Annotated in this window: 26 protein-coding genes and 1 tRNA gene; 13 read left to right on the plus strand and 14 right to left on the minus strand. The window is 61.9% G+C overall.

The genetic code is table 11. The features are described 5' to 3' along the window. Positions 1-30 precede the first annotated feature (30 nt). Entirely contained in the window at positions 31-1,170 is a 1,140-nt protein-coding gene (locus tag OXT71_14045; GenBank protein ID MDE2927514.1) for a pyridoxal phosphate-dependent aminotransferase, read from the plus strand. Positions 1,171-1,183: 13 nt separating this feature from the next. Then, positions 1,184-1,987: an SAM-dependent chlorinase/fluorinase gene (locus tag OXT71_14050; GenBank protein MDE2927515.1), complete on the plus strand. Its 804-nt coding sequence runs from the start codon at positions 1,184-1,186 to the stop codon at positions 1,985-1,987. Here OXT71_14050 and OXT71_14055 read toward each other — a convergent pair. Beyond that, positions 1,974-2,333: an iron-sulfur cluster assembly scaffold protein gene (locus tag OXT71_14055; GenBank protein ID MDE2927516.1), complete on the minus strand. Its 360-nt coding sequence runs from the start codon at positions 2,331-2,333 to the stop codon at positions 1,974-1,976. The genes OXT71_14050 and OXT71_14055 overlap by 14 nt on opposite strands. After that, entirely contained in the window at positions 2,299-3,501 is a 1,203-nt protein-coding gene (nifS, locus tag OXT71_14060) for a cysteine desulfurase NifS (protein ID MDE2927517.1), read from the minus strand. Before nifS ends, OXT71_14055 begins: the two co-directional genes overlap by 35 nt. 162 nt (positions 3,502-3,663) lie before the next feature. Between nifS and OXT71_14065 the strand changes: the two genes are divergently transcribed. The 5 genes from OXT71_14065 to OXT71_14085 all read left to right on the plus strand — a co-directional run bounded on the left by OXT71_14065 (position 3,664) and on the right by OXT71_14085 (position 7,172). Then, the gene (locus OXT71_14065; GenBank protein MDE2927518.1) at positions 3,664-4,110 is read left to right on the plus strand and encodes an Hsp20/alpha crystallin family protein; all 447 of its coding nucleotides are present in this window, start codon (positions 3,664-3,666) and stop codon (positions 4,108-4,110) included. Positions 4,111-4,540: 430 nt separating this feature from the next. Continuing rightward, positions 4,541-4,613 (plus strand) — tRNA-Phe (locus tag OXT71_14070). Between the two features lie 248 nt (positions 4,614-4,861). Continuing rightward, positions 4,862-5,128: a type II toxin-antitoxin system prevent-host-death family antitoxin gene (locus OXT71_14075; protein ID MDE2927519.1), complete on the plus strand. Its 267-nt coding sequence runs from the start codon at positions 4,862-4,864 to the stop codon at positions 5,126-5,128. Between the two features lie 82 nt (positions 5,129-5,210). Beyond that, positions 5,211-5,792 carry a DNA-3-methyladenine glycosylase 2 family protein gene (locus OXT71_14080; GenBank protein ID MDE2927520.1) on the plus strand — a complete coding sequence of 194 codons (582 nt, stop codon included), beginning with the start codon at positions 5,211-5,213 and terminating at the stop codon, positions 5,790-5,792. A gap of 294 nt (positions 5,793-6,086) precedes the next feature. Continuing rightward, complete coding sequence (locus OXT71_14085; protein MDE2927521.1) at positions 6,087-7,172, plus strand: Fic family protein; 1,086 nt, start codon at positions 6,087-6,089, stop codon at positions 7,170-7,172. Positions 7,173-7,310: 138 nt separating this feature from the next. On the opposite strand, the gene OXT71_14090 is transcribed toward OXT71_14085, so the two are convergent. The 5 genes from OXT71_14090 to OXT71_14110 form a co-directional block, all read right to left on the minus strand. Further along, positions 7,311-7,457 (minus strand): type II toxin-antitoxin system HicA family toxin, encoded by a 147-nt coding sequence (locus tag OXT71_14090; GenBank protein ID MDE2927522.1) that lies wholly within the window; start codon positions 7,455-7,457, stop codon positions 7,311-7,313. Positions 7,458-7,510: 53 nt separating this feature from the next. Next, entirely contained in the window at positions 7,511-7,714 is a 204-nt protein-coding gene (locus tag OXT71_14095) for a type II toxin-antitoxin system HicB family antitoxin (protein MDE2927523.1), read from the minus strand. 246 nt (positions 7,715-7,960) lie between these two features. Next, positions 7,961-8,260 (minus strand): HigA family addiction module antitoxin, encoded by a 300-nt coding sequence (locus OXT71_14100; protein ID MDE2927524.1) that lies wholly within the window; start codon positions 8,258-8,260, stop codon positions 7,961-7,963. A gap of 10 nt (positions 8,261-8,270) precedes the next feature. Then, complete coding sequence (locus OXT71_14105; GenBank protein MDE2927525.1) at positions 8,271-8,555, minus strand: type II toxin-antitoxin system RelE/ParE family toxin; 285 nt, start codon at positions 8,553-8,555, stop codon at positions 8,271-8,273. 351 nt (positions 8,556-8,906) lie between these two features. Beyond that, positions 8,907-10,421 carry a hypothetical protein gene (locus OXT71_14110; protein MDE2927526.1) on the minus strand — a complete coding sequence of 505 codons (1,515 nt, stop codon included), beginning with the start codon at positions 10,419-10,421 and terminating at the stop codon, positions 8,907-8,909. A gap of 152 nt (positions 10,422-10,573) precedes the next feature. Here OXT71_14110 and OXT71_14115 point away from each other — a divergent pair, with 152 nt between their 5' ends. Beyond that, on the plus strand, positions 10,574-11,641 hold the full coding sequence (locus OXT71_14115; GenBank protein ID MDE2927527.1) for a M14 family metallopeptidase: 1,068 nt from the start codon (positions 10,574-10,576) through the stop codon (positions 11,639-11,641). A gap of 133 nt (positions 11,642-11,774) precedes the next feature. Here OXT71_14115 and OXT71_14120 read toward each other — a convergent pair whose 3' ends face one another. The 5 genes from OXT71_14120 to OXT71_14140 all read right to left on the minus strand — a co-directional run bounded on the left by OXT71_14120 (position 11,775) and on the right by OXT71_14140 (position 16,570). Continuing rightward, positions 11,775-12,509: a DUF1080 domain-containing protein gene (locus OXT71_14120; GenBank protein ID MDE2927528.1), complete on the minus strand. Its 735-nt coding sequence runs from the start codon at positions 12,507-12,509 to the stop codon at positions 11,775-11,777. A gap of 35 nt (positions 12,510-12,544) precedes the next feature. Next, complete coding sequence (locus OXT71_14125; GenBank protein ID MDE2927529.1) at positions 12,545-13,396, minus strand: peptidyl-alpha-hydroxyglycine alpha-amidating lyase family protein; 852 nt, start codon at positions 13,394-13,396, stop codon at positions 12,545-12,547. A gap of 113 nt (positions 13,397-13,509) precedes the next feature. Next, complete coding sequence (locus OXT71_14130) at positions 13,510-15,069, minus strand: hypothetical protein (GenBank protein MDE2927530.1); 1,560 nt, start codon at positions 15,067-15,069, stop codon at positions 13,510-13,512. A 203-nt stretch (positions 15,070-15,272) separates the two neighbouring features. Then, positions 15,273-16,082 (minus strand): nucleotidyl transferase AbiEii/AbiGii toxin family protein, encoded by an 810-nt coding sequence (locus tag OXT71_14135; GenBank protein ID MDE2927531.1) that lies wholly within the window; start codon positions 16,080-16,082, stop codon positions 15,273-15,275. Continuing rightward, on the minus strand, positions 16,079-16,570 hold the full coding sequence (locus tag OXT71_14140) for a hypothetical protein (GenBank protein MDE2927532.1): 492 nt from the start codon (positions 16,568-16,570) through the stop codon (positions 16,079-16,081). Before OXT71_14140 ends, OXT71_14135 begins: the two co-directional genes overlap by 4 nt. Positions 16,571-16,893: 323 nt before the next feature. Between OXT71_14140 and OXT71_14145 the strand changes: the two genes are divergently transcribed. The 3 genes from OXT71_14145 (at position 16,894) to OXT71_14155 (ending at position 18,092) form a co-directional block, all read left to right on the plus strand. Next, positions 16,894-17,223, plus strand: coding sequence for a DUF6370 family protein (locus OXT71_14145; GenBank protein MDE2927533.1), 330 nt, complete (start codon positions 16,894-16,896; stop codon positions 17,221-17,223). Between the two features lie 169 nt (positions 17,224-17,392). Further along, positions 17,393-17,659, plus strand: a complete 267-nt coding sequence (locus OXT71_14150) for a hypothetical protein (protein ID MDE2927534.1) — start codon at positions 17,393-17,395, stop codon at positions 17,657-17,659. Positions 17,660-17,705: 46 nt separating this feature from the next. Then, positions 17,706-18,092 carry an STAS domain-containing protein gene (locus OXT71_14155; protein ID MDE2927535.1) on the plus strand — a complete coding sequence of 129 codons (387 nt, stop codon included), beginning with the start codon at positions 17,706-17,708 and terminating at the stop codon, positions 18,090-18,092. Here the strand turns inward: OXT71_14155 and OXT71_14160 are convergent. Next, complete coding sequence (locus OXT71_14160; protein ID MDE2927536.1) at positions 18,078-19,280, minus strand: threonine synthase; 1,203 nt, start codon at positions 19,278-19,280, stop codon at positions 18,078-18,080. The genes OXT71_14155 and OXT71_14160 overlap by 15 nt on opposite strands. A gap of 133 nt (positions 19,281-19,413) precedes the next feature. Here OXT71_14160 and OXT71_14165 point away from each other — a divergent pair, with 133 nt between their 5' ends. Both OXT71_14165 and OXT71_14170 read left to right on the plus strand, forming a co-directional pair. Beyond that, a complete protein-coding gene (locus tag OXT71_14165) occupies positions 19,414-20,532 on the plus strand; it encodes an aminotransferase class V-fold PLP-dependent enzyme (protein ID MDE2927537.1) in 1,119 nt (372 codons plus the stop codon). A 132-nt stretch (positions 20,533-20,664) separates the two neighbouring features. Further along, positions 20,665-21,603 carry a hypothetical protein gene (locus OXT71_14170; GenBank protein ID MDE2927538.1) on the plus strand — a complete coding sequence of 313 codons (939 nt, stop codon included), beginning with the start codon at positions 20,665-20,667 and terminating at the stop codon, positions 21,601-21,603. A 19-nt stretch (positions 21,604-21,622) separates the two neighbouring features. Here the strand turns inward: OXT71_14170 and OXT71_14175 are convergent, their stop codons facing one another. Then, entirely contained in the window at positions 21,623-22,231 is a 609-nt protein-coding gene (locus OXT71_14175; protein ID MDE2927539.1) for a superoxide dismutase, read from the minus strand. Positions 22,232-22,246 lie beyond the last annotated feature (15 nt).

Consider the following 22,246-nt stretch of genomic DNA (forward strand, 5'->3'; position numbering starts at 1 on the left):
CGCGGTCCGCCGCCTTCGCGCCGCTTCCTTATGAGTCCCAGATTCGCCCAACGCCTGGACGGCATTGAGATCTCGATGATCCGCCAGATCATGTCCCGGGCCGCGGGCTGCGTGAACCTGGGACTGGGGGAGCCGGAGTTTCCGGATCCTCCACGGGTCCGGCAGCAGGCGCGCCGGGTGTTGGAAGGTGGACGGATCGGCTACTCTCCCAACGCCGGGGTCCCCGAGCTTTGCCGGCGGGTCCACGAGTACCACGGTGGCCGCGACGGTCATACGGTCTGCGTGACCAACGGGAGCCAGGAGGCCCTGTTTGACGTGGTGTTCGCCCTGGCGGGGCCGGGGGACGAGGTGCTGGTTCCCAATCCGGGATACGTCACCTACCCCACGGCGGTCCGTTTGGCCGGAGCCACGCCGGTCCCTTACCCCTTGCGGTCCCGCGACGGATTCCGTTTGGATCTGGAAGAGCTTGAGGCCCTGGTCTCACCTCGAACCCGGGCATTGATACTCAACACGCCTTCCAATCCCACGGGCCGGAGCCTCACATTGGAACAACTCCAGGGTGCGGCGCGTCTGGCCGAAGAGAACGATCTGGTGCTCGTCAGCGACGAGATCTACCGGGAGACCTACCACGGATCGCCGCCGCCGTCGGTTCTGGATGCGACGGATGCCGCCGTCGTCATCTGCGGGTTCTCCAAGGCAGCCGCCATGACCGGATGGCGCCTGGGCTGGGCATGCGGACCCCAGGCCATCATCGACAAGGTGACCGTGCTCCACCAGAACACCTCCATCTGTGCGTCCACGTTGACCCAGAGAGCGGCTCTGGCGTTGTTCACGCTGGAGGGCAGGGACGAGATCGAGCGGATGCGCCAACGAATGGCGCGAAATTGCCGATTCACCTGCCGTTGGCTCGACCGGCGGATGGAACAGGCTTTCGTTCCGCCCGACGGGGCCTTCTACGTCATGGTCTCGGTTGAGGAAACGGGTCTCGACAGCCTCTCGGCGAGTCTGGAGCTGCTCCGGGACAGGGTGGCCACGATTCCCGGCGCCGCCTTCGGGTCCGAGGGAGAAGGTTACCTGAGGCTTTCGTTCGCCTGTCGGCCCGAATCGCTCAAGAAAGGGCTCCGGCGGTTCGAAACGGGAATCAACCGGCTCGTGCAGAATCGGACCTGACGCAGGTGGTCGGATGGCGTTTCCACCCATCATCACCTTCAGCAGCGATTTCGGGAGCAGTGGTCCGTACGTCGGCGCGGTCAAGGGCGCCATCCTGAAGATCTGCCCCCGAGCCCGAATCGTGGACATCAGCCACGAGATCTCCTCTCACAACATTCTCGAGGCCGCGTTCAATCTGGCTTGCAGTTATTCCTACTTTCCGGCCGGGACCATTCACCTGGCAGTGGTGGACCCGGGCGTAGGGTCCGAGCGGCGAGGCATCGTGGTCGCCACCGACCGGTACCGCTTCGTGGGTCCGGACAACGGCCTCTTCACGCTGGTCTACCGGCGGGAGAAGGTGAAACAGGTCGTCTCCATCGAGTCGGAACGGCATTGCCGGGAGACGGTGTCGGCCACCTTCCACGGCCGGGACGTCTTCGGCCCCGCCGCGGCCTGGCTGGCCTGCGGTACGGAGCCGGAGCAACTGGGACCGGAGATCATGGATTGGCAAGAACTGCCGCTCACCCTGCTGCAACGGGAGGAGCCCGGCCGAATCGGCGGAGTGGTCCTGCAGGTCGACCGGTTCGGGAACGTCATCACCAGCGTCCACGATCGCGAGCTTCGGGACCTCCTGGGCTACGAGCCGGTGTTGGTGGAGTTTTGGGCTGGAGGCCGAAGAATCAGCCGGCGTTGCCGCACCTACGCCGAGGCGCCGGAGGGAGAGCTCGTCTACCTGAAGGGGAGCAGCGGGTACTACGAGATCGCGATCTCGGAGGGGTCGGCAGCCCGGGTTCTGGGGCTGAAGGTGGGAGGCCGGGTCCAGATCAGGGTTCGCTAGACTGCAATGCTTTGCGAAGGGCGTCCGCAGCCAGGTCCGCGGCGTGCAGCTTGTGGGAAGGCAACCCTCCCAAGTAGTTCAGGATCGATTCGGCCGTGATTTCCCGGCACTCCCCACTCCGGAGATTCCGGCACATTTGGGTGACCGCCGCCGAGGCGGCGATTGCGGCCGGGCATCCATAGGTCTCGAAGCGGCTGTCCACCACGACGTCCTGGTTCAGCTTCAGGTAGAGATGGGTGATGTCGCCGCAGACCGGGTTTTCGGCTCGGGCCGTATGGGTGGCGCCGGCGAGACTTCCCCGGTTGGGGAGTTCACGAATGAGCTCTCTGGCCTTCTCGCTGTACACGGTTTCGACTTTCCCGGTAGAGTGGGGAGAGTTCCCTCATCCTCTGCACGGTGCTGGGGAGCACGTCCAGAGCCGTCGTGATCTCTTTCTCGGTCGTCAACCGGCTGAGGCTGAGCCGAAGCGCGCTCTCCACCCGCCGGTTCTGGAACCCCATGGCCTTCAGCACGTGGGAAGGCTCCAACGATCCCGAGGAGCAGGCCGCGCCGGTAGAGACGGCGATTCCCTGGAGGTCCAGTGAAATGAGCAGGGCCTCTCCCTCGACGCCTCGAAAACTCAGGTTGGTGGTGTGGGGCATCCTTCGCAGCGTCGATCCATTGATCCTGGCCTGGGGTATGCGCTCCAGGAGTCCCGTCTCCAGCCGGTCCCGCAGAGATCGAACCCGGTGGTCGAAATCCGCGAGGCCGTCCTTCGCCAGGGCGGCCGCCTTGCCCAATCCGACGATGCCCGGCACGTTCTCGGTGCCTCCCCGCCGTCCCCGTTCATGGGAACCGCCCAGGAGCAGAGACATCATCTCCACCCCGTGGCGGATGTAGAGGGCCCCGGCTCCCTTGGGACCGTGGATCTTGTGGGCCGAAAGTGAAAGCAGGTCCACGCCAAGGTCGTTCACGTCCACGGGAATCTTGCCCGCCGACTGGACCGCGTCGGAATGAAAGAGGATTCCCTTTTCCCTGGCCAACCGCCCCACCGCGCGCAGGTCCTGAATCGCTCCGGTCTCGTTGTTGGCATGCATGATGGAGATGAGGATCGTGTCCTCACGAACCGCGGCGTGCAGGTCCTCGAGCCGGATCAACCCCTGGCGGTCCACCGGCAGATAGGTCACCCGGAATCCTTCCTCCTCCAACTGCTCCATGGTCCTCAGGACCGCGGGATGCTCGATGGTGGTGGTGACGAGATGGCGCCCCTTTGCGGAGTGGCCGGCGGCGATTCCCCGGAGGGCGGTGTTGTCCGACTCGGTCCCACCGCTGGTGAAGACGATCTCCTTGGGCAGGCAGCCGATGAGGTCGGCCACCGCCTGCCGAGCCGTCTCCACGGCTTCGCGCGCCTGCTGGCCGAATTCGTGAATCGACGAGGCGTTGCCGAAGTCCTGGAGAAAGTGGGGCGACATGGCCTCCAGGACCCGGGGGTCCATTCGCGTCGTGGCGTTGTTGTCCAGGTAGACCCGCCTCACTGTCGTGGCTTCTCCCGCTCCGCCCGATTTGTTCCCTAGACTCGGAGGCGTTTACGCCGCGGCCAGCCATCGACCTTGACAGCCCCCGGATCCGATCTTACTAGAACAGTGGCTGGCCAAGAAGGAACAAACGACAGCGTTGATATGAATAGGAGGTCAACAATGCATCTCACAAGAGTAACGCCATTCGCAGGGTTCGACGGATTGCACCGGTTGATGGACAATTTCCTTCGGGACACCCGTTTCCTGGCTCCTGCCGGAAGTGACGAAGTCCACCCCGTGCGCCGGCCCATCTCGGACGTGTACGAGACCGGAGAAAGCCTGGTTTTCACCATGGAGCTGCCCGGATTCGACAAGAGCGAGATCGAGGTCAACGTCAACAGCGACTATCTGCAGGTCAAGGGCGAGCGCAAGGCCCAGGAGAAGGAGGATCGCACCTACCGCCAGGCCCAAAGGTGGCACGGCCGGTTCCAGCGTTCCTTCCGGCTTCCCCGCCACGGACTGGATCGGGAGAAGGTCTCGGCCGAGCTGAAGAACGGAGTTCTCAGCATCTCCATCGCCAAGCTCAAGCCGGCGAAGCCCAAGCAGATCGCGGTCCGGGTCAGCTGAAGTCCCGGGCTCGAGGGCCCCGGAACCTCCCCCCTCCGGGGCCCTGCTCACTTCGTCGAAAAACCTGGGAGGTCTCCCACCGGATGGGAGCGATTTCCTAACCGCCGAACTCCAGTGTGACAGCTTGACGACCAAGATTGGGCGATTGGAAGTCACCTCCCGCAGGAGCGGCGGTTTCCAAACCGCCGATTCTTGGAACTTCGGGAAATGCGGCGCACGGGCGATTGGAATCGCCTCCCTTTTCACGGAAGAAGGAGAAACATTCTTGTCTCCCTATTTCTGGCCGACGGGGAACCGCCGGATGCAAGGCCGCCGCAAAGACCAACAGCGGATCGCTCTCTCCGATCGGCCTCATTTTTCGGGGTAACGCGTGACCAGGGTCCATCTTGCAGGGGGACCGGCTTCTGGTAGAATACAACCCTTTTCGAGAGCCGGGGTAGCTCAGTCGGTAGAGCAGGGGACTGAAAATCCCCGTGTCGGCGGTTCGATTCCGTCCCCCGGCACCCCTCTACGAAGTCGCCTTCTCCCCTGACTCCCTTTCGTTCGCAGACGCAGCATTCGGTTCCCGACGCCCCGCCAACTCGCAGAGTCGTGGAGCGCATCTCGATGTGAAGGCGGGGTGAGCACCTGCTGCTCACGGAAGAGGCGTCGAGCCGGCCCAGCAGAAAATAATTTTGACCCCGTCCAAGCGCCCCTTGCAGCATGATCTTGAATGAACCAAGTTAATTGGACCAAGTCTCAGGAGGATTGCATGCGGACTGTCAGTATGCACGAAGCGAAGATGCACCTTTCCCGTCTCGTACAGGCTGCCGCCAATGGCGAGCCGTTTATCATCGCCCGTGACGGCAAGCCGCTGGTCAAAGTCGTCGCGGTAGAGACGCCGGATCACGGAACAGTGTCCCGAATAGGGTTTTTGGCCGGTAGAATCTCGGTGCCGCCCGACTTCGACCTTATAGGCGCTGACGAGACCGGGACATTGTTCGAAGGTGAGCATGACGGCGATCGTGAGAGTAAGTGACAGTCCCCTTCACACACACATGAAACCTACCCGCGAAGAACTCCGCCTACTCGGTCGGCGCGACCCCGTGCTGGGGGCGGCCATGCGACGGTTGCCACCCTTTCCGGGCTTCCCGATGGGGGTGCTCGCCCGTGGTTCGCACTTTCAGGCGATCGCCAGGTCGATCGCCTTTCAGCAACTCGCCGCTGCGGCCGCGAACACAATCTACTCGCGGGTGTGCGCTCTGACCCCGGGACCACGTTTCCCCACCGTCGAAGAGTGTCTCGAGCTGTCCGACGAAGCGTTTCGCAGCGCGGGATTCTCGGCCCCGAAAACCCGGGCCGTCAAGGACTTGGCAGCCCGGTGTACGGATGGCTCCGTCCGTCTGCGCAGCGTGTCCCGGATGACGGACGACGAAATCGTGGAGATGTTGTCGTCCGTGTGGGGAATCGGCGAGTGGACGGCGCAAATGTTCCTGATGTTCCGTCTTGGCCGCCTCGACGTGATGCCCGTGGGGGACCTGGGTGTCCGCGAGGGTGCGCGTCTGCTTGACGGGCTGGACGAGCGCCCCGTTCCGGCCGTCGTTCTGGAACGCGCCGAGGTCTGGCGGCCGCTGCGTTCCGTGGCGACCTGGGTCCTCTATCGCCTGTGCGATGAAGCCAGGGATGCCGGCATGACCGCATGACGCTTGACCCGGATCCCACCGATCAGTTCTGGCAGGCCCTCGTTCGAGCACAGGCCGCGTCGGGGCAAGGAAGTGACTGTCCCATAATTGTTCTCGCCCGGGCTGGGGCAGACAAGGAACCGATCGTTTCATGATCAGATTGACAAAGAAACGGTTGATTCCTTAGATTGCAGCGCAGGAAAGGGGCGGTTCGCAACCGTGGCTCGCCAGACTGGTCAATACCGCATCACCAGCACCCTCGGAGAAGAGGTGCGCGCATTCGTACCCTACCCGCTTCCTCCGGACGATCCACCTTTGGCCCTGGCCGGCGCGGCGGCCGAGCTCGAGGTCGCCGCCATGGCCGCGTTGGCCCGCCTTGCCGTAGCGGGATCGATGGTGCTGAGCATCGACTGGTTCCTCTACGGATTCGTCCGCAAGGAGGCGGTCGTCACCTCGCAGATCGAAGGGACGCAGGCAACGCTCCGCGACGTGATCACCTTCGAAGCCACGCACCGTAGCGACCGTCCGGACGACGTACGCGAGGTCTGCAACTATGTGGACGCGCTCGCCCACGCCCGCGCGCGAATCGCAGATCCCAAGGGGCTTCCGCTCAGCATCCGCCTCCTGTGCGAGGCGCACCACATCCTGATGGCGGGTGTACGAGGCGAGAACATGCAGCCCGGTGAAATCCGCCGCTCGCAGAACTGGATCGGTGGCAGCCGGCCGGGCAACGCCCGCTTCGTGCCCCCTCCACCAGAGGAGGTGCCGGGCGCGCTCGGCGCGCTGGAACGGTGGCTGCACCAGGACAGCGATCTCCCGCCGCTGGTCCGGGCGGGTCTTGCGCACGTACAGTTCGAGACGATTCATCCGTTCCTCGACGGCAACGGACGCATCGGCCGGTTGTTGATTGCGCTCCTGATGGAGCACTGGGGGCTGCTCGATCTGCCTCTTCTCTACCTCAGCCTGGCATTCAAGCGGAACCAGCCGGAGTATTACACCCGGCTCGCGGCCGTGCGCAGCGATGGCGACTGGGAGGGTTGGATCCGGTTCTTCCTCGACTGCGTGCGCGAGGCCGCCGATGACGGCGTTCGGGTCGCCCGGGAGCTGCATGCGCTTGTCGGGCGCGACCGTGACCGCGTTCTGGTCCATGAGCGTGCGACTGTGACCGCCATCCGGCTGATCGAGCGCCTGCCGTCCCGTCCGGTCGTGACCGTCGCCGCGGCGTCAGATCTCCTCGGCCTCACGGCGCCGCCGACCCGCAAGGCCGTGGCGTTGCTGGAGGGCCTTGGCGTGCTGCGCGAGATCACGGGAAGGCGGCGTGGACGCGCCTACTCCTACCACGAATATCTTCACATCCTGACGGACGACCAGCCCCTTCGAAGAACCGGTCCCGGTGCATGACGTCATTCCGCGACGATCATTCGGGCGGAAGAAAGAGACTGACTGTTCTTCTCGGTTCTCCTCCGGCCAAGGCCTGGGTAGGCTGGTGCCCCCCTGAGAGAAGGAGGGATTGAGGCCAGGTAAGGTCTCTTACAGTCCCTATGGTTCAGATTCCTTGATTTGAGCGATCTTCATCAGGTGCTTCTGCAGACCACGTTTCAGAGCGCCGCTGTGCACAGCGACCGAGATACGGGTAGGAATCCCTGCCTTCACATAGATGTGGTGGCTGCCTCTGACTCGCTTCAAACGTCAACCTCGCGACTCGAGCCGCCGGCAGAATTGCTTCCCGCTGACGGTTCTCACACGGCAATCTTGATGATTTTGTCCTTCTCGGAGACAGTAATATCCCGGGCCTCGACAGATAAGCACCCCTCGACGGCTTCGTAGAGGTTGCCTAACAGATCTTCAAATGAGTCTCCCTGGGTCGCACACCCTGGGATGGACGGCACCTCCGCCCAGTATCCGCCCTCCTCCACTTCATGGGTCACGACTTTCAGTTTCATGATTCCTCCTGCTCTGGAAGATTCGCCACAATGCGAACCCATTCCCTCCTGAGTGACCAATGTATGGAGCCACTCCCAGGAAAAGCCAACCTACACCAGGGAAACCCATATGTTCGCGGAGTCACTCGGCGGAGCCGAAGTTGACCGTCCCTCTGCTCGGCCCGATCCTGGGCAAGAAAGTGACTGTCCCCACCTCGCGTATCCGAGGATCTCACGGCAACTTTCTAGGAGGTCCGTATTGAGATTTCAGACATGAGCATGTTGGGGCTTTAGCGTTGGCAAGGTCTTGATCTCCCTGCGGGCTTTCTTCTCGGCAAGGCGCAGTTCATAGAGTTTTTGAAGATTGAGCCAAAACTCCGCACTGGTGCCAAAGAAGTGGCCGAGGCGCAAGGCGGTATCGGCGGTAATTGCCCTCCGTTCGTTCAGAATCTCAGTAATGCGGTTCGTAGGAACATTCAGGTTACGCGCGAGCGCAGCGGCACTCATATTGAGCTCTTTCAGTTCTTCGGCGACATGTTTGCCGGGATGGATTGCAGGCAAGCTCATAGCGGTTCTCCTAGTGGTAGTCAACAATCTCTACATTCTCAGGTCCAGAGGATTCCTTCGGCCATTCGAAGCAAATCCGCCACTTGTCATTGATACGGATGCTGTACTGGCCCTTGCGGTCACCTTTGAGTGCTTCGAAACGATTGCCGGGCAAGGCGGCAAGGTCCTGAAGAGCGGTTGCCGCTTCAAGTCGATCGATCTTCAAGAGTGAAGCCCGTTCGATACCGGAGAAAGCCTTTATCCGTTTCCCGGTGGCGAAGTCCCTAGTCCGCTTGTCGCGGTAGCTAATGATCATTCCGAATTTACCCGAAAATATGCGTTACGTCAAGAGTAAAGGTCATCGTAGCGAGTTTCCATCGCAACTGGCTAGAGGGTTCGAGGGAATCCTAAATGTCGATGGAAGTAGTGCCTTCGGCAGAGCACGGTGAAATACGGATTCCGACCGCTGCAAGGAACTGCCCAAGCCTGTACGCGGAATCGCATCTGCGAGGCTGTACCTCTCATCGTAGGGTGAATTGGATCCTGGGAGCAGGTTGATCGTCTTTGAAGCTATGGTACTGTCGACATCTACGCCGAAACACACACCTTACGGGGCTTCCGGCGTGCTCGAAATCTTCAGACCGGCGATCTGGTCGGTCTGCTCCTCTCACTTGAACCGGAAGGAATAGATATCCGCGTCCTTCATGACGAAGCGAAGCCGGATCGGCCTTTCCGCCAGCCGGTCGAATCTCATGGGGTCGGTGGGCAGAAACCCCGGCCGGCTCCACCGGATCCTTCTCTGAATGTGATCGCCGAAGATGACCGGCGATTCCTCCAGCGTGAAACCCGGAATCGGTTGTCCGTCCTGGTCCTGGACCTCGATTCGGATGCTGCCCACGGCCGAGGTCGAGAAGTTGAGGACCAGATCCCTGCCTTCGAACCGGAACGGCTTGGTCACGAATTCTCCACCGGAGTATGGCGCCTTGATGGAAGTGAAGCCGTCGGTGCGCAGGACGAATCGTTCCAAGTAGGTGGACGGGTAGGTGTAGTTGCGGGACACGTAGATCGACATCTCGTCATTGATGATCGGCACCACGCCCACTGCCGTGCTGTTGGTCCGGTGGATCCAGTTCCGCTCCTCCCTTCCCGGCCGGATGAATGCCTCCGGCCAGACGTTCCAGTCGATCCCGTCGCGGCTGGTCATGAAGACGGTCTCCGAAATACCGGGCCGGGGAGCGTCGTCGTGGATCTGCCTCAACGGTTGGAACCGCTTGGGAAACCCCAGAGAGATATGGGGAGCCCGGAAATAGGGCGTCGCGGCATTCGTGTAGAGGTGGTCCACCGGACGGGTGTTGCCGTTGAAGGTGCAGGGGACCGGCTCCGTCCAATCGACGAGGTCCTTGGACGTGGTCCGGGCGAAGGTGCGGACGTCCTGCAGCATGTAGCGGAAGTAGAAGACGTACTGTTGCTCCGATTCGGACCAGAACAGCACGTTGACGGAATCGAAGGCATTGGGAAGCGAGGTGACGAAGAGGGGGTCCTCCCGCCACTTCTTCCATTGGAGTCCATCAGGCGAGACCCAGAGCACCAGGCCCACGGAGCGTTCCCTGGTTTGGCCGAACCTGGGATTGATGCCGACTCCGCCCCCCGCCTTGAAACGCATCGCCGGATCGACGCCGGGCCGGGTGTCCAGCAGGGGCGCACCCTGAGGCCTATCGGTGACGATGTTGTTTTCGGTGGATCCGTCAAACTCGTAAAGGCCGAGATTCGGCCGCGTCCAGTGGATTCCGTCCCGGCTTTCGGCATAGCAGAGAAAGTTGGGATGTGCAGGCGTGAGCTTCTCGTCCTGCCGCAGTCCGGCCTTCCTCGCATAGGTCGGGTCGGTGCGGCCCATGTAGTACATGCGGAAGAGGTCGCCGTCCTTGAAGACGGTCAACTGCCAACTGGTGTTCCCCTCCCAGGGACGATCGAATTCCAGGACCTTGCCGCCGGACCAGGGTGAGTGAAGCCGGATCTCCACACCCTCCATCTCGGCGATCAGATGGTCGTCGGTGAACAACTCCAGCCGGGAACCGATGTCAACGGTTTCCATGGAATTGGCCTCCCCCGCGGCAATAAAGGAACCGGTCGCAGCCGCAGATACGGCCAGCAACGCCAAGACTCGAAGCCAGGTTACGCGCATGATTCACTCCTCGGTCGCAATTGGGTCCGCTGTCCCGCGGGTTGCCGCGTGGATGCCGACAATTCCGATTCTGTCCCTGTTGAAATCGCAATCATGTGAGGATACGTTTCGGAAGCGTTCTCGCCAAGGGCGGTCAACAGGAGGGGTTGCTGATGAGCCGAAAAAAGGAATTCGATTTCGAAAACTTGCCTCAGGCCAGCAAGGACATCTACGAGCTGCGGATGGAAGCACCGGATCTGACCGGCCTGGCCGGCGCCGTTCGGACGACCTGCGGCGACACGATTTCCCCGGACGCGATCACCGACGCCATTGCGGCGCGGCTGGATGCCGGTTCGCTGTCGATCCCCGTCCTGGCGGTGAAGGGCGCCTCGGGAAAGGGAAAGACTCTGGTGGCGACGGCCGGAGTGCACGGGGACGAATACGAGGGCATGGAGGCCATCTTTCGGATCTACGAAGCCCTGGATCCCTCCAACCTGTCCGGGGCCTTCGTCGCCGTGTCGGTGGTGACGCTTCCGGCGTTCTGGCAGGCGACGCGGGCAAACCCCGTGGACGGCCTCAACATGGCCCGCATCTTCCCCGGGTCTCCGTCGGGGTCCATGAGCGAGCGTCTGGCGGCCCTGATGCTGGAGAAGGTCTTCCGTCATGCCGACCTCTACATCGACCTGCACAGCTCGGGCCGGAACTACGCCATGATGACTCTCGTCGGCTACGCCTCCCTGGGCCGGCAGGCCGAGACGGCCCGGGCGGCAGCGGAGTGCTTCGGAGCCCCTTTGGTCTGGGAGCATCCCAAGGTCTCTCCCGGCCGCACTCTGACCGAGACCCTGAAGCTGGAGATTCCGTCCCTTTACACCGAAGCCCGGGGAGGAGGCCGCGCCCATCCCGACGACGTGGATTGCTACACCCGGGGGCTGGCCAATCTGCTGGCGTTTCTCGACATGGCGAAACTCCCCGCGGCCGGTCTGGAAGTGGACTACGAGCCGCTGCGGCTTTGCGGCGACGGCGACGTGGATGTCTCCATGAAGTCCGGAAGCAGCGGACTCTTCTTCTCCGGCGCCCGTGTGGGCATGCGGGTTCGCGAAGGGGAGTTGCTGGGAATGATCCGGGACCTGGACGGAACGCCGTTGGAGGAAGTCCGGAGCCCTCAGGATGGTGTTCTGGTGATGATCCGGACCAACCCGCGCATCTTCGCCGGCGAGGTCCTCCTGGTCATCAATGCTTGATCCGATTGTCGAGGGGACAGGGATGTCCCCTTCTCGGTAATAGGCGCTCCAGTTCGGCGATTGGAAATCGCCGCCCCGGTTCGGCGGTTAGGAAACCGCCGCTTCTTTCCTTGTTCCTGTTCGAAGGGACGAATCAGTTCAGCTTCTTGATCTTGATGTTTCGGAACCAGACCGGGTCGCTGTGGTCCTGCAGGACGATGTGACCCGCGTCCATGAGCCCGTAGTGGGGGAGATCCTTGAACTTGCTGGCGGCTACCCGCTTTTTCCAGTCCTCGCTACGCAGCTCGTATTCAACGATCTTCTCGCCGTTCATCCAGTGCTCCACGTGGTTGCCGTGGGCGACGATTCCCACCTGGTTCCACTCGCCGGCCTTTCGAACCACATCCTTCGAGGGGGGGTGAAGAGCGTAGTTGGCGCCGGCGCTGGTCTCCCGCCTGGCGCCGTCGCGGTGGCCGGCATCGTCCAGAACCTGCATCTCCGGTCCCGTGTACCAGAGGCTTTCGTATTCCTCGCTGGCCCGAAAGAAAATCCCGCTGTTGCCGGCCTCCAGGACCTTCCATTCCAGCCGCAAATCGAAATCACCGTACTGTTCGCGGGTGAGGATGTCCCCGGCCCGGACCTTTCCCGTGTAGTGGATGGAGTCGTCGTTGATCTCCCATCCTTCCGGAGTCTCCTGGCTCCGGAAACCTCGCCACTGATCCAGGCTCTTTCCGTCGAAGAGCAATGTCCAACCTTCGGCCCGCTCCTCGTCGGTCAGGGTGTTCAACATCGGGGCCGCCTCTTCCTCCATCGCCGGCTCCGAGTCGGGTGCGGCGCAGGAGGCGAAGCAAACCAATATTCCCGAGAGCAGGGTTGCTGTTCTTGTCATGATGGTCTCCATGAAGGTCCGGGAGGAGACGGCTCTCACACCCGGACGAATTTGGTCAGGCCGCCGTTGACGCCCACCTCGCCGACGTAGATGTCGCCCCGGCTGTCCCCCCAGATGGCGTGGGGGAAGCCTGGGAATTGTCCGGGACCGTCCCCCTTTTCACCCCAGCGGGAAAGCACTTGGCCCTCCCGGTCGAGGACGCTGACGCGATGCCGGAGTTCGGCAACGAAAATGGTCTCGTCCGGATCGAACCAGACGAAGTCGGGACCATGAGGATCGGCCCACTCCCTCAAGTAGTTTCCCTCGCCGTCGAAGATCTGGATCCGGTTGTTGGAGCGGTCGCAGACGTAGACCAGGTATTCGGAATCGACCCAGACGTCGTGGACCAGGTCGAACTGCCCGGGTCCCGTGCCCGGCTCGCCCCAACTCTTCAGGAGCACGCCTTCGGATGAGAACTTGTGCACTTTGGCGTTGCCGTATCCGTCGCTGACGAACAGGCAGCCGTCCGGGGCGATGGCCAGATTCGTGGGCAGGTTGAACGGCACGCCGGGAGGACGGGGGACGCCGGGGGTGCCCAGGGTCCACTGCAGTTCGCCGTCGGTGGTGAGTTTGTGGACGCAGTGGCCTTTCCACTCGGTGCAGTAAAGGTTGTCTTCGGCATCGATCCGGAGACCGTGAGCGTGGTGCAGCAGATCCTCTCCCCATGAGGTGAGGAAGTTTCCGTCCCGGTCGAAGACGACCATGGGGTGCTCGCTTCGGCTGTGGACGTAGACCCGGTCCCGGCTGTCGACGGCGATGGCGGGAATCCAGCCGAAGGTCCAACCCGACGGGAGCTTGGCCCAATCGCGCACGGGTTCGTACTGATAGTCGCCCTGTCCCACTCGCATCAACTCTCCTCTCTGACTGGAGTGGAATTGGAACACCCGCCCCTACCCCTGTCAACCGGCGGGCGGTCCCATTCCCGTGCTCCGGTCGAAACGGAGCAGCGCAGGGGCACACCTTACTTGAACTGGAAGGAAAAGAGCTTGGCGTTCCGAATCCAGAAGCGCAGTTGAATGGGGCGGCCCGCCAGTTCGCTGAGGTCGTTTCGACCCTGCCAACTGGCTTGGTGCGTTCCCGTCATGGTCAGGGGATCGGATTGATCCAAGGAGAAGCCGGACAAGGGCTGGACCTGATGATCCAGGATCTCCACCTTGATTTGCGCACGCCCCGCGCCATAGTTGTGAGGGGCAGCTTCCAGGTTCACCTCAAGTGTGGTGCCTTCAAAGCTGAAGTGGTGGGTGAGCAGGATCCCGGGCCGAAGCTTTCCGGCGTCGATGGAAACGAAGCCGTCCTCCCGAAGCGTGGCCAGACCGGGTGCCCGAATCGCCGAATCTCCGGCGAAAAAGAGCTGCTGGGGTCCCCTCCAGTTGGCGCCCGTGTAGTAGATCCAGATTTTGCCGTCACGCATGATCGGTGCCGAGGAGTAGATGCTCACTTCGTCGAAACTGCCGTGGTCCCCGTTTCGGACCAGGGGCTCGCGGAATCTTCTCTCGTAGTGCACCCCGTCGCGACTGAAGGCCAGGGTGGGGTAGTGGAGATTGTTGGTGGTCCGAAAGATCCAGGGCAGGGCGATGTAGACTCCCTCGTAGGCGACGACGGGGAAATTGTAGAACTCGGTATCGACATAGTCCCGTTCGTCCGGCAGCAGGATGTTCTGGGGCAGACTCCAGTTCCTCAGATCGGGACTTTCGGCCCTTCCCACGATGCGCAGTCCCAGGGGACAAGCGCGGTGGAGGCAGTTCTCGATGTGGGCCGCATACACTTGCCGGATCGGATCCCAGCCCATGTAGTGCGTGGGTCCCCAGCGTCCCGGCTCCGGTGTGGTATCCATCACAGGATTGTCCGGGTGGGGCGTCCACTCGAAGCCGTCGCCGGAGGTGTAGAGGTGGAGTTGCATGCCTGGGGGATCGCTGGAGCGGGTTTGACGGATCGCCTTGTAGCGCCTCGCCGGATCCTTCTCATTGGTGTCGAAAAAGGTCGGGGCCCGGCAGTCCTCGGGCAGGATGTTGTTGGAACGGGAGCCGTTGAACTCCACCTTGCCCAGACCGGGTTTTTCCCAGTGGATTCCGTCGCGGGAGGTCGCGTAACAGAGACGATAAGTGTACTGGCCAGGGTCCCCTATGTAGCGATAGGCCGCTTCCACCCGCTTCCGGGCTGCGCCCTTGTCCGTCCATTGGTAATCGGTCAGCGCTCCGCGCCCGCGCTGGGCCTTGTATTCATCTGTGGTTCTGTACCACATCTTGAACAGGCCCTCCTCCTCGTCGTAGAGAACTTTGGCGATGGGACTGAGACGGCCCTCCCAGGGGCGATCGGGCCTCACGACAGGATTGTTGGCCGACTTGGTGGCTGGGTTGAGCACCTGCCGGGCATCGCTGAGGCTCTGGATCATGTAGTCGTCGATGAAGAGCTGTTTGCGGTTCCCGATCTCCAGCAGGCTCGTAGGTTCGGATGTTCCGTGAAGCTTCAGGAGGGTAAGCAGGAATACACCAAGACAGGTTAGAGAAACATGGCTTCTCATTTCGTTCCTTCCTTGAAAGCCGGTACCTACAGCCCAGGAATCCAATTGAGCAATCGGCTCTCAGGCGGCTGTTTCGTGGAGTTGGTTGAAACGACTATACAACCGGTTCGATGCCCGGTCCATACGAGCCGGGGGAGAATTCCGTAACCGCGTGACTATAACTTTGTGCCGAAACGTACTCTCGGACCGAGGGTGGAGATCGTCTACGGGTCGGCCAGCAGCCGAAGGAGAACGTCCCTGGAAATCAGAGCCATGTCCTGTCTGCGTTCCAGGAATGGCGAAACGTCCCGAAGAACCTGTTCCCAGTCAATCGTGTTCAATTTATTCCTGATCAGCCCGCGCCAGTTTGCCGGTGTGACGTTGGGTGCGTCCCAACCCGACTGCCGGAGGGCGTTGTTCAATTGAACCAGGTTCGGAGCCGGCCAAGTGGGATCGGCAAGGTACCAACCCAAGTCATACAGGTCACGCCCCTTCGTATACTTGCGCATCAGCACGGCACGCAACTTGCCGGCCAGCAACGATTTCCGGTCGTAGTGAAGAAGATTCAACCAGACGAAGCGACGCACCAGGCGCGTCGTTGTGCGCGCACCGCGGGGAGGGTTGGTGTCGATCTCGACCTTCACCATGATCACCTCGCTGGGGTGGGGAGACAGACCGATTTCGTACAGGAGCCCGCGTATCTTTATCGCGGCGGTCGCTACCGGGGGGCGTGGCCGGGGCAGGATCTCCACGTCGTATCCCTCCAGTGCAAGATCCTTGCCGACGGACTGCATGTGCTTTTCGAATCGAGCATTTTCTCCCGGATTGGCGAGGGAGAAATCGAGATCCTCGGAATAACGGGGAAGCTGGAACAGGAACCGCAGGGCCGTACCCCCGACAAAGGCCCAGTCGCTGAAGGCCCCGGAGTCATGGAGCGCCAGGAGAATTCGCGCCTGCAAGTATTCCCGAACCGTGCTGCGCCGCCGGAAATCATCAGGCTGATCCCGAAGGATCTCCAACAGAAGGGGTTTCATCTCGGATCTTGGTTCTCCCAAAGTTCCAGGAGCCGCGCCACGGCGCGTTCGATTTTGGCGGACCGACACCTCTCAACGACGGCATGGAGTCCTTCCAGGTCGAGTCCACGGGGCTTTTCAAGCCGAAGTTCGCGCAGGTATTCGACGCGGTCGCTGTGCGGAGTCAGGTAGAGCAGGTCGACCAGCGCCTTTTCCGGGCGCGCAAGCAACGCCATCTGGTCTCTTGCGATTTCCATTTCCGTAAACCCGAAGAAAAGTGGGACGCGGACATGTCGGAACTGGAATCGTCCTTTGGGCGTCGAAAGCTCTTCCGGTCGGCCCGTCGTGATGCTGGTAGTGACCGGAACGTACTCGGGAATCATGCCGTGGTGGGCCAACGCTGACTGTAGACTGACGTAGGAGGCTTTCTTGAGCGCGTTCGCAGCCGCGAAGGGGTGAGCTGGAGTTTTGGAGTAGAGATCGGCCAGCAGGTACACTCCGCGCCTCAAACGGATGACTCGTTCGCTCTTGACCCACCGGCCCAGTTGCCGCCTGACATGAGCAGGAGAGGTTTGCCCAGCGAGAATCTGGCCTGTTCTGAATACTCCATTGGGAGGTGCTACTGCGAGCAAATCTCCGAATTTCATAGCGACAACTTGCCATATCGGTCTACTTAATGCAACGATGTCTGATCAGAGATAAATACGTTGAAGTTTCTCCCAATAGCGATTAATCTTTGTCGGAGGTGGCCGGATCTTTTGAATCGGCCGTCACGTGAGGCAATTCAGAGACCAAGGCGCAACCGGGCGCCAAAGCTCAGAAAGGATGAATCATGAAAAAGCACATCTTCGTATTCGCCTCTGTCTTCGTCCTGCTCGTCGGTACGGGTCTTGTCATGGGCGCCGGCCACGAAAAGACGATCAAGGGTGAAGGCACCTGTGCCAAGTGCGGCCTGGGTGAAACGGCTTCCTGCCAGAATGCCATCCAGGTGAAGAAGGATGGGAAGACCGTCACCTACTACATGGTCGCCAACGACGTGGCCAAGAAGTTTCACGGCAACGTCTGCCAGGGCAGCACCAAGGTCAAGGCCAAGGGCACCGTGGCCAAAGAGGGCGGAAAGATGATGCTGACCGCCTCCTCGATCAGCAAGGTGGCCCAATAGAGGGGTTTCCCCTCCACGGCTCGAAATCTCGCATCCTCACGTCAGTCCGACGCTCTGCCGGAGTGGGACTGGCGTGGGTCGTGCGGATTCGTGAGTTGCGTTCCCTATCTTACAGGCGACGCAGGAATCAGAGTCGCCCGAATGAGCCGTAGCTGAAGGCTCATCTCCCATGTCTGCTCCTGCCAAGCTCCTGGTCCTGCTTGGTGTAGCCCTTTTTGTGGGCTACCTCCTGTATTCCAGCCTGAGTCTCCGTAAGTTCCGTTGCGAGGTCTGTGTCGAATTCCGTGGCCAGACCGTCTGCCGAACGGCGGCCGGGGCGACTCGGGAAGAAGCTCAAAGAACGGCTGTAGAACTCGCCTGCGCCGTGTTGGCCGCGGGCCGGACGGAGAGCATGCGGTGCAACGAGACTCCACCCAAGAGTGTCGAATGGAAGTAACGCGCGATCGCTCATCCCTTCGCTATTCGAATCTGGCGGAAAGACAATGCACGTAGAAGTCCGAAACCTGGAGGATGTCATCCTCGTCGATATGGAAGGCCGCCTGGTGGCCGGTGTCGGGGATCAGATCCTGCGGGAGATCATGGATGAGTTGATCGCCGAGGGATGGCAGAAGATCCTGTTAAATCTCTCCGGAGTCTCCTGGATCGACAGCTCCGGTATCGGCGAACTGGTCGCCGGAATCAGGCTGGCCAAACGTTTCAACTGCTCGGTGAAGCTCCTGCGGGCGGGCGATCGGGTCAGGCACGTTCTCTCTCTCAGCCAGCTCCTGCCTCTTTTGGAAATCTACGAGACCGAAGAGGAAGCGCTGGAACGCTTTCGCTCCGAAACCCCGCCTCCTCCGCCGGAACAGACCGATTCAAAACGGCAGTGAGTCGCCGGCCGAGAGGACGGGAGGCGAAGTGGACACGGACTCCGGGTACTTGAGTCCCGATCCGGTGTTCAGCAGAAGCACCCTCTCGCCGGATCGGATCCAACCCGATTGACTCAGTTTCCGCGCCGCGGCCAGAGTGGCCGCTCCCTCCGGACAGATGAAGGTTCCCTCGCTCTTGGCCAACAGCCGTTGGGCCTGCAGGATCTCCTCGTCCGAGGTTTCGACGGCGCAGCCGTTGGTGTCGTAAAGGGCGTCCAGGACCAGGAAGTCTCCCAAGGCCTTGGGGACCGTGATCCCGAAGGCGACGGTCCGGGCGCCGGTCCAGAACTCCGATTCCCGGCGGCCCGCCTCCCAGGCGCGGACGATGGGGGCGCATCCGGTGGACTGAACGGCCACCATTCGAGGAAATGGCTGATCCAGCCATCCCAGCTCCCGTAGCTCCCGGAAGACTTTGTGGATGCCGATGAGCCCCACTCCTCCTCCGGTGGGGTAGACGATCACATCGGGGAGCTGCCACTGGAATTGCTCGGCCAACTCCAGTCCCATGGTCTTCTTGCCCTCGATCCTGTAGGGCTCCTTCAGGGTCGAGGCGTCATACCAGCCGTGCCGCTTCACCCCGCCGGCCACCTGCTTGCCCGCGTCGCTGATCAGGCCGTCCACCAGGTAGAAGGTTGAACCCGTCACGGCGCACTCCTTGCGATGGATCAGCGGAGCGTCCGTGGGCATGACGATGATGCACTCGATGCCGGCGGCGGCGCTGTAGGCGGCCCAGGCGGCCCCGGCGTTGCCGTTGGTGGGCATGGCCAGGGCTTCGACTCCAAGTTCCCGGGCGCGAGAGGCGCCGACGGCGGCTCCCCGGGCCTTGAAGGTCCCGGTCGGCAACAGGCCTTCGTCCTTCATGTAGAGCCTGGGAAGCCCGGCCCGGGCGCCGGCCCGGTGCAATCTCAGAAGCGGCGTCATCGTCTCTCCCAGAGAAGCCGGCGAATCGGGGTCGCGCAAGGGAAGCAGCTCCCGATACCGCCAGAGGCTCGGCTCACGTCCTGCGAATTCCGACGGTTGCACCGTCTCCCGAACGCGGTTCAGGTCGTAGCGAACCAGAAGTGGACCGCCGCATCCGCAAAGGTGGGCCCTTTTGTCGCAATCGTGGACGTCCCCGCAGCGTGCGCACTCCAAATGGGTCATGAACATGGATATTTCTTCCTCCAAATGCCGGGTATCCCGGCCCCTGCACCGGGACATTATAATTTGATGAGTGGCCGGCGATGCGGACCGCCTCCATTGTCCAGGGTTCTCGCCTTGCCGGCCGGAAGGAGCGAACGAGATGTTGGTGCCCAAGAACGACTTCATCGGTCTTGATGATCAGGTCCATCTTTGCGCCGGGGGTGAGACTCCGGTTTTGAAGAGCCATCAGGACGCCGTGGCGCGTTTCTTCCGCAGCAAGGCCCGGGGAGAAGATGGCCGGCAGCAGTTCGAAGAGACCTATCTGAAGTGCAAGGAGAGGGCGGGACGGCTTTTCAACGTCTCCCCGGAGGAGATCGCCTTTCTCTCCTCTACTTCGGAAGGGGTCAACCTGTTGGCTCACGCTCTGGATTGGGAGCCGGGCGACAATGTGGTGGTCGCCGATGTGGAATTCCCTTCCGACGTTCTTCCCTGGACCCGCCTGGAGCGGCTGGGAGTGGAACTTCGCCTGGTGCGGCATCGCAATTGGCGGGTGTCCGTCGCCGATCTGGATTCGCGTATCGACTCCAGGACCCGTGTGGTGGCGATCAGCTTGGTGAGCTTCCTGACCGGACAGCGGCAGTTGCTTCGTGAACTCTCCCGAGCGGTCCGCTCCAAAGGGGCGCTACTCAGCGTCGATGCGACTCACGCGGCCGGGGCGGTCCCGGTGGAAGCGGGGCTCGCCGACTTCGTCATGAGCAGTTGCTACAAGTGGCTGTTGGGCACCCACGGCGTTTCCATCTTCTACTGGAATCGAAGTCGCCTGCCCGACCTGCAGCCACCGTTCCTGGGTTGGCACACCCCGGCCGATCTCACCGGTTGGCGCCATCCGACCCGTTACGAGCCGCGGCCCGACGCCGCCCGATTCGAGCCCGGGAATCCATCCTGGATTTCGGTCTACATCCTGGAGAACGCCCTGGGCTATCTCTCCCGCGTGGGTGTTCCCGAGATCGAAAGCTATGTGCTGGATCTGAGCGAAAGGGTGTTGCGCGGCCTCGACGAACTCGGCTTGGAAATCATGACGCCGTCCCGGCGCCGGGAACGCGCCGGCAATGCCTGCTTCGTCGCCCCCCGGGCCAAGGCCGTGATGAATTGGTTTGATGAACGGGGCATCCTGATCTGGGGAGATTCCCAGCGGATTCGCGTGTCGACTCATCTCTACAACACGACTGAAGACGTGGAGAATTTCCTCGAGGCTTTGAAGCGCTGTCCTCTGGTCTGAACCATGGTTGATCTGTCCCCGAGCCTGCGTCCTCAGCGAACAGGAGCGCGTTCCGCCGCCTCCCGGCACGTCTCCCGTTGCCTCATGCTCCAGACGGAGCAACCGGAGCTTGTGCGCGCCGCTGTGGAAAAATTGAGGAAATCGGACCTGCATCCCGGCTGCAAGGTACTTCTGGTGTGCCGGCAGGAGGACCTGGGGTCTTTTGAAGATCTCCCGGACGTGGAGTTTCTGCCCTATTCCCGGTGGCGGGGCGATCGGTTCTCCGGCTTGTGGCGGCGGATGTCCGGTTTCCGTGCCGATCTGGTCTGCGCGGTCTTCGGCGGCCGTCCTGTCTTCCGGCTGCAGAAGCTCCTTTTCTTTCTGGTTCCGGGCCGGCGCCGGCTCATCTTCGATGCGCGGACTCGGCCCTACCCGCTGCGTCTCGGCAATATCGCCGCGATCCGCCGCCGGAGCCGTTACCGGGAAGTATTCCCCGACGCTGAGGCGACGATTCTGTATCTGCCCACTGAAAGCGATTCGATCGCCCTGGAGGTCCTGGAAAGGCTTCAGGACCGAAAGATCATCGGTCCCGGCCGGATTCTGGTGTTTTGCTCGGAGGCGAAGAAAGATCTCTTCGAGTCGCGGCCGGAAGTGAGCGAGGTGGTCGCCTACGGATTCGGGCAGAAGCTGAAAAAACTGCGAATCGTTTTGAGGCTGGCCCGGATGAGGGTAGACGTGGTGGTGGCGATCCTTTCGGGCCGGCCCATATTCCGGGCCCACAAGAGGCTGTTTTTGCTGCTACCCGCACGCGCTCGCCTGGTGTTCAACGAGCACGGAGATTGCCACTACGTCAAGCGGAACCTGCGTGGCCTGGCCGGCCTCTTGCGGGCCGGATCTTTTGCCAAGATCGATCCGTATCGGCGCCTCTCGAGAAGGGGTCTCCGCTATCGGGCGCCGATCCTGGTCAAGGCCGTGCTGTTTCTTCCCCGCTATCTGTACCTGATCCTGTGGCTGCTCCTGGGAAGCCTGAAGAGAGGCGGCTCCAAACGCCTCGCCGTTTTCAGAAAGGGAAGCTTCGGAGCGCGGGACTAGTCAAACGCTGATCGAGATCTCAGGAACCGAACCGCTCCGCCACGGCATCCCAGTTCACGACGTTCCACCAGGCCTTGATGTAGTCGGGCCTCCGGTTCTGATAGCGGAGATAGTAGGCGTGCTCCCACACGTCCACGCCCAGGAGAGGAACCTGTCCGGCCATGACGGGAGAGTCCTGATTGGCGGTGGAGAGGACCTCCAGCGTTCCCGACGCGTTCTTCACCAGCCAGGCCCACCCCGATCCGAACCGTCCTATGCCCGCGGCGGCGACGGCCTGCTGAAACTGGGCGAAACTGCCGAACGTCGAATTGATGGCGTCGCCCAGGGCGCCGCCGGGTTCTCCTCCGCCACCGGGTCCCATGAGCGTCCAGAACAGGGAGTGATTGGCGTGGCCGCCGGCGTTGTTCCTCACGGCGGTCCGAATGCTCCCGGGAACCGCGGCGCAGTTGTCGGCCAGCAGTTCGTCCAGGCTCAGTCCGGCCAGCTCCGGATGCGAGGAGAGGGCATTGTTCAGGTTCCCAATGTACGCGGCGTGGTGTTTGCCGTGGTGGATCCCCATGGTGGCGGAGTCGATGTGGGGCTCCAAGGCGTCGGTGGCATAGGGAAGGGACGGCAATTCGAATGGCATGAGATCTCCTTTCGC

The organism is Acidobacteriota bacterium (genome assembly GCA_028874215.1).
Taxonomy (GTDB): domain Bacteria; phylum Acidobacteriota; class UBA6911; order RPQK01; family JAJDTT01; genus JAJDTT01.

Bases quoted from the DNA above. Each gene is read 5' to 3' on its own strand.
- OXT71_14125 (MDE2927529.1), bottom strand. From the start codon at position 13,396: ATGCGAGTGGGACAGGGCGACTATCAGTACGAACCCGTGCGCGATTGG.
- OXT71_14110 (MDE2927526.1), bottom strand. From the start codon at position 10,421: ATGCGCGTAACCTGGCTTCGAGTCTTGGCGTTGCTGGCCGTATCTGCG.
- OXT71_14160 (MDE2927536.1), bottom strand. From the start codon at position 19,280: ATGTTCATGACCCATTTGGAGTGCGCACGCTGCGGGGACGTCCACGAT.
- OXT71_14175 (MDE2927539.1), bottom strand. From the start codon at position 22,231: ATGCCATTCGAATTGCCGTCCCTTCCCTATGCCACCGACGCCTTGGAG.
- OXT71_14115 (MDE2927527.1), top strand. From the start codon at position 10,574: ATGAGCCGAAAAAAGGAATTCGATTTCGAAAACTTGCCTCAGGCCAGC.
- OXT71_14130 (MDE2927530.1), bottom strand. From the start codon at position 15,069: ATGAGAAGCCATGTTTCTCTAACCTGTCTTGGTGTATTCCTGCTTACC.
- OXT71_14045 (MDE2927514.1), top strand. From the start codon at position 31: ATGAGTCCCAGATTCGCCCAACGCCTGGACGGCATTGAGATCTCGATG.
- OXT71_14100 (MDE2927524.1), bottom strand. From the start codon at position 8,260: ATGAGCTTGCCTGCAATCCATCCCGGCAAACATGTCGCCGAAGAACTG.
- OXT71_14050 (MDE2927515.1), top strand. From the start codon at position 1,184: ATGGCGTTTCCACCCATCATCACCTTCAGCAGCGATTTCGGGAGCAGT.
- OXT71_14095 (MDE2927523.1), bottom strand. From the start codon at position 7,714: ATGAAACTGAAAGTCGTGACCCATGAAGTGGAGGAGGGCGGATACTGG.
- OXT71_14075 (MDE2927519.1), top strand. From the start codon at position 4,862: ATGCGGACTGTCAGTATGCACGAAGCGAAGATGCACCTTTCCCGTCTC.
- OXT71_14155 (MDE2927535.1), top strand. From the start codon at position 17,706: ATGCACGTAGAAGTCCGAAACCTGGAGGATGTCATCCTCGTCGATATG.
- OXT71_14150 (MDE2927534.1), top strand. From the start codon at position 17,393: ATGTCTGCTCCTGCCAAGCTCCTGGTCCTGCTTGGTGTAGCCCTTTTT.
- OXT71_14080 (MDE2927520.1), top strand. From the start codon at position 5,211: ATGCGACGGTTGCCACCCTTTCCGGGCTTCCCGATGGGGGTGCTCGCC.
- OXT71_14120 (MDE2927528.1), bottom strand. From the start codon at position 12,509: ATGACAAGAACAGCAACCCTGCTCTCGGGAATATTGGTTTGCTTCGCC.
- OXT71_14105 (MDE2927525.1), bottom strand. From the start codon at position 8,555: ATGATCATTAGCTACCGCGACAAGCGGACTAGGGACTTCGCCACCGGG.
- OXT71_14145 (MDE2927533.1), top strand. From the start codon at position 16,894: ATGAAAAAGCACATCTTCGTATTCGCCTCTGTCTTCGTCCTGCTCGTC.
- OXT71_14135 (MDE2927531.1), bottom strand. From the start codon at position 16,082: ATGAAACCCCTTCTGTTGGAGATCCTTCGGGATCAGCCTGATGATTTC.
- OXT71_14165 (MDE2927537.1), top strand. From the start codon at position 19,414: ATGTTGGTGCCCAAGAACGACTTCATCGGTCTTGATGATCAGGTCCAT.
- OXT71_14065 (MDE2927518.1), top strand. From the start codon at position 3,664: ATGCATCTCACAAGAGTAACGCCATTCGCAGGGTTCGACGGATTGCAC.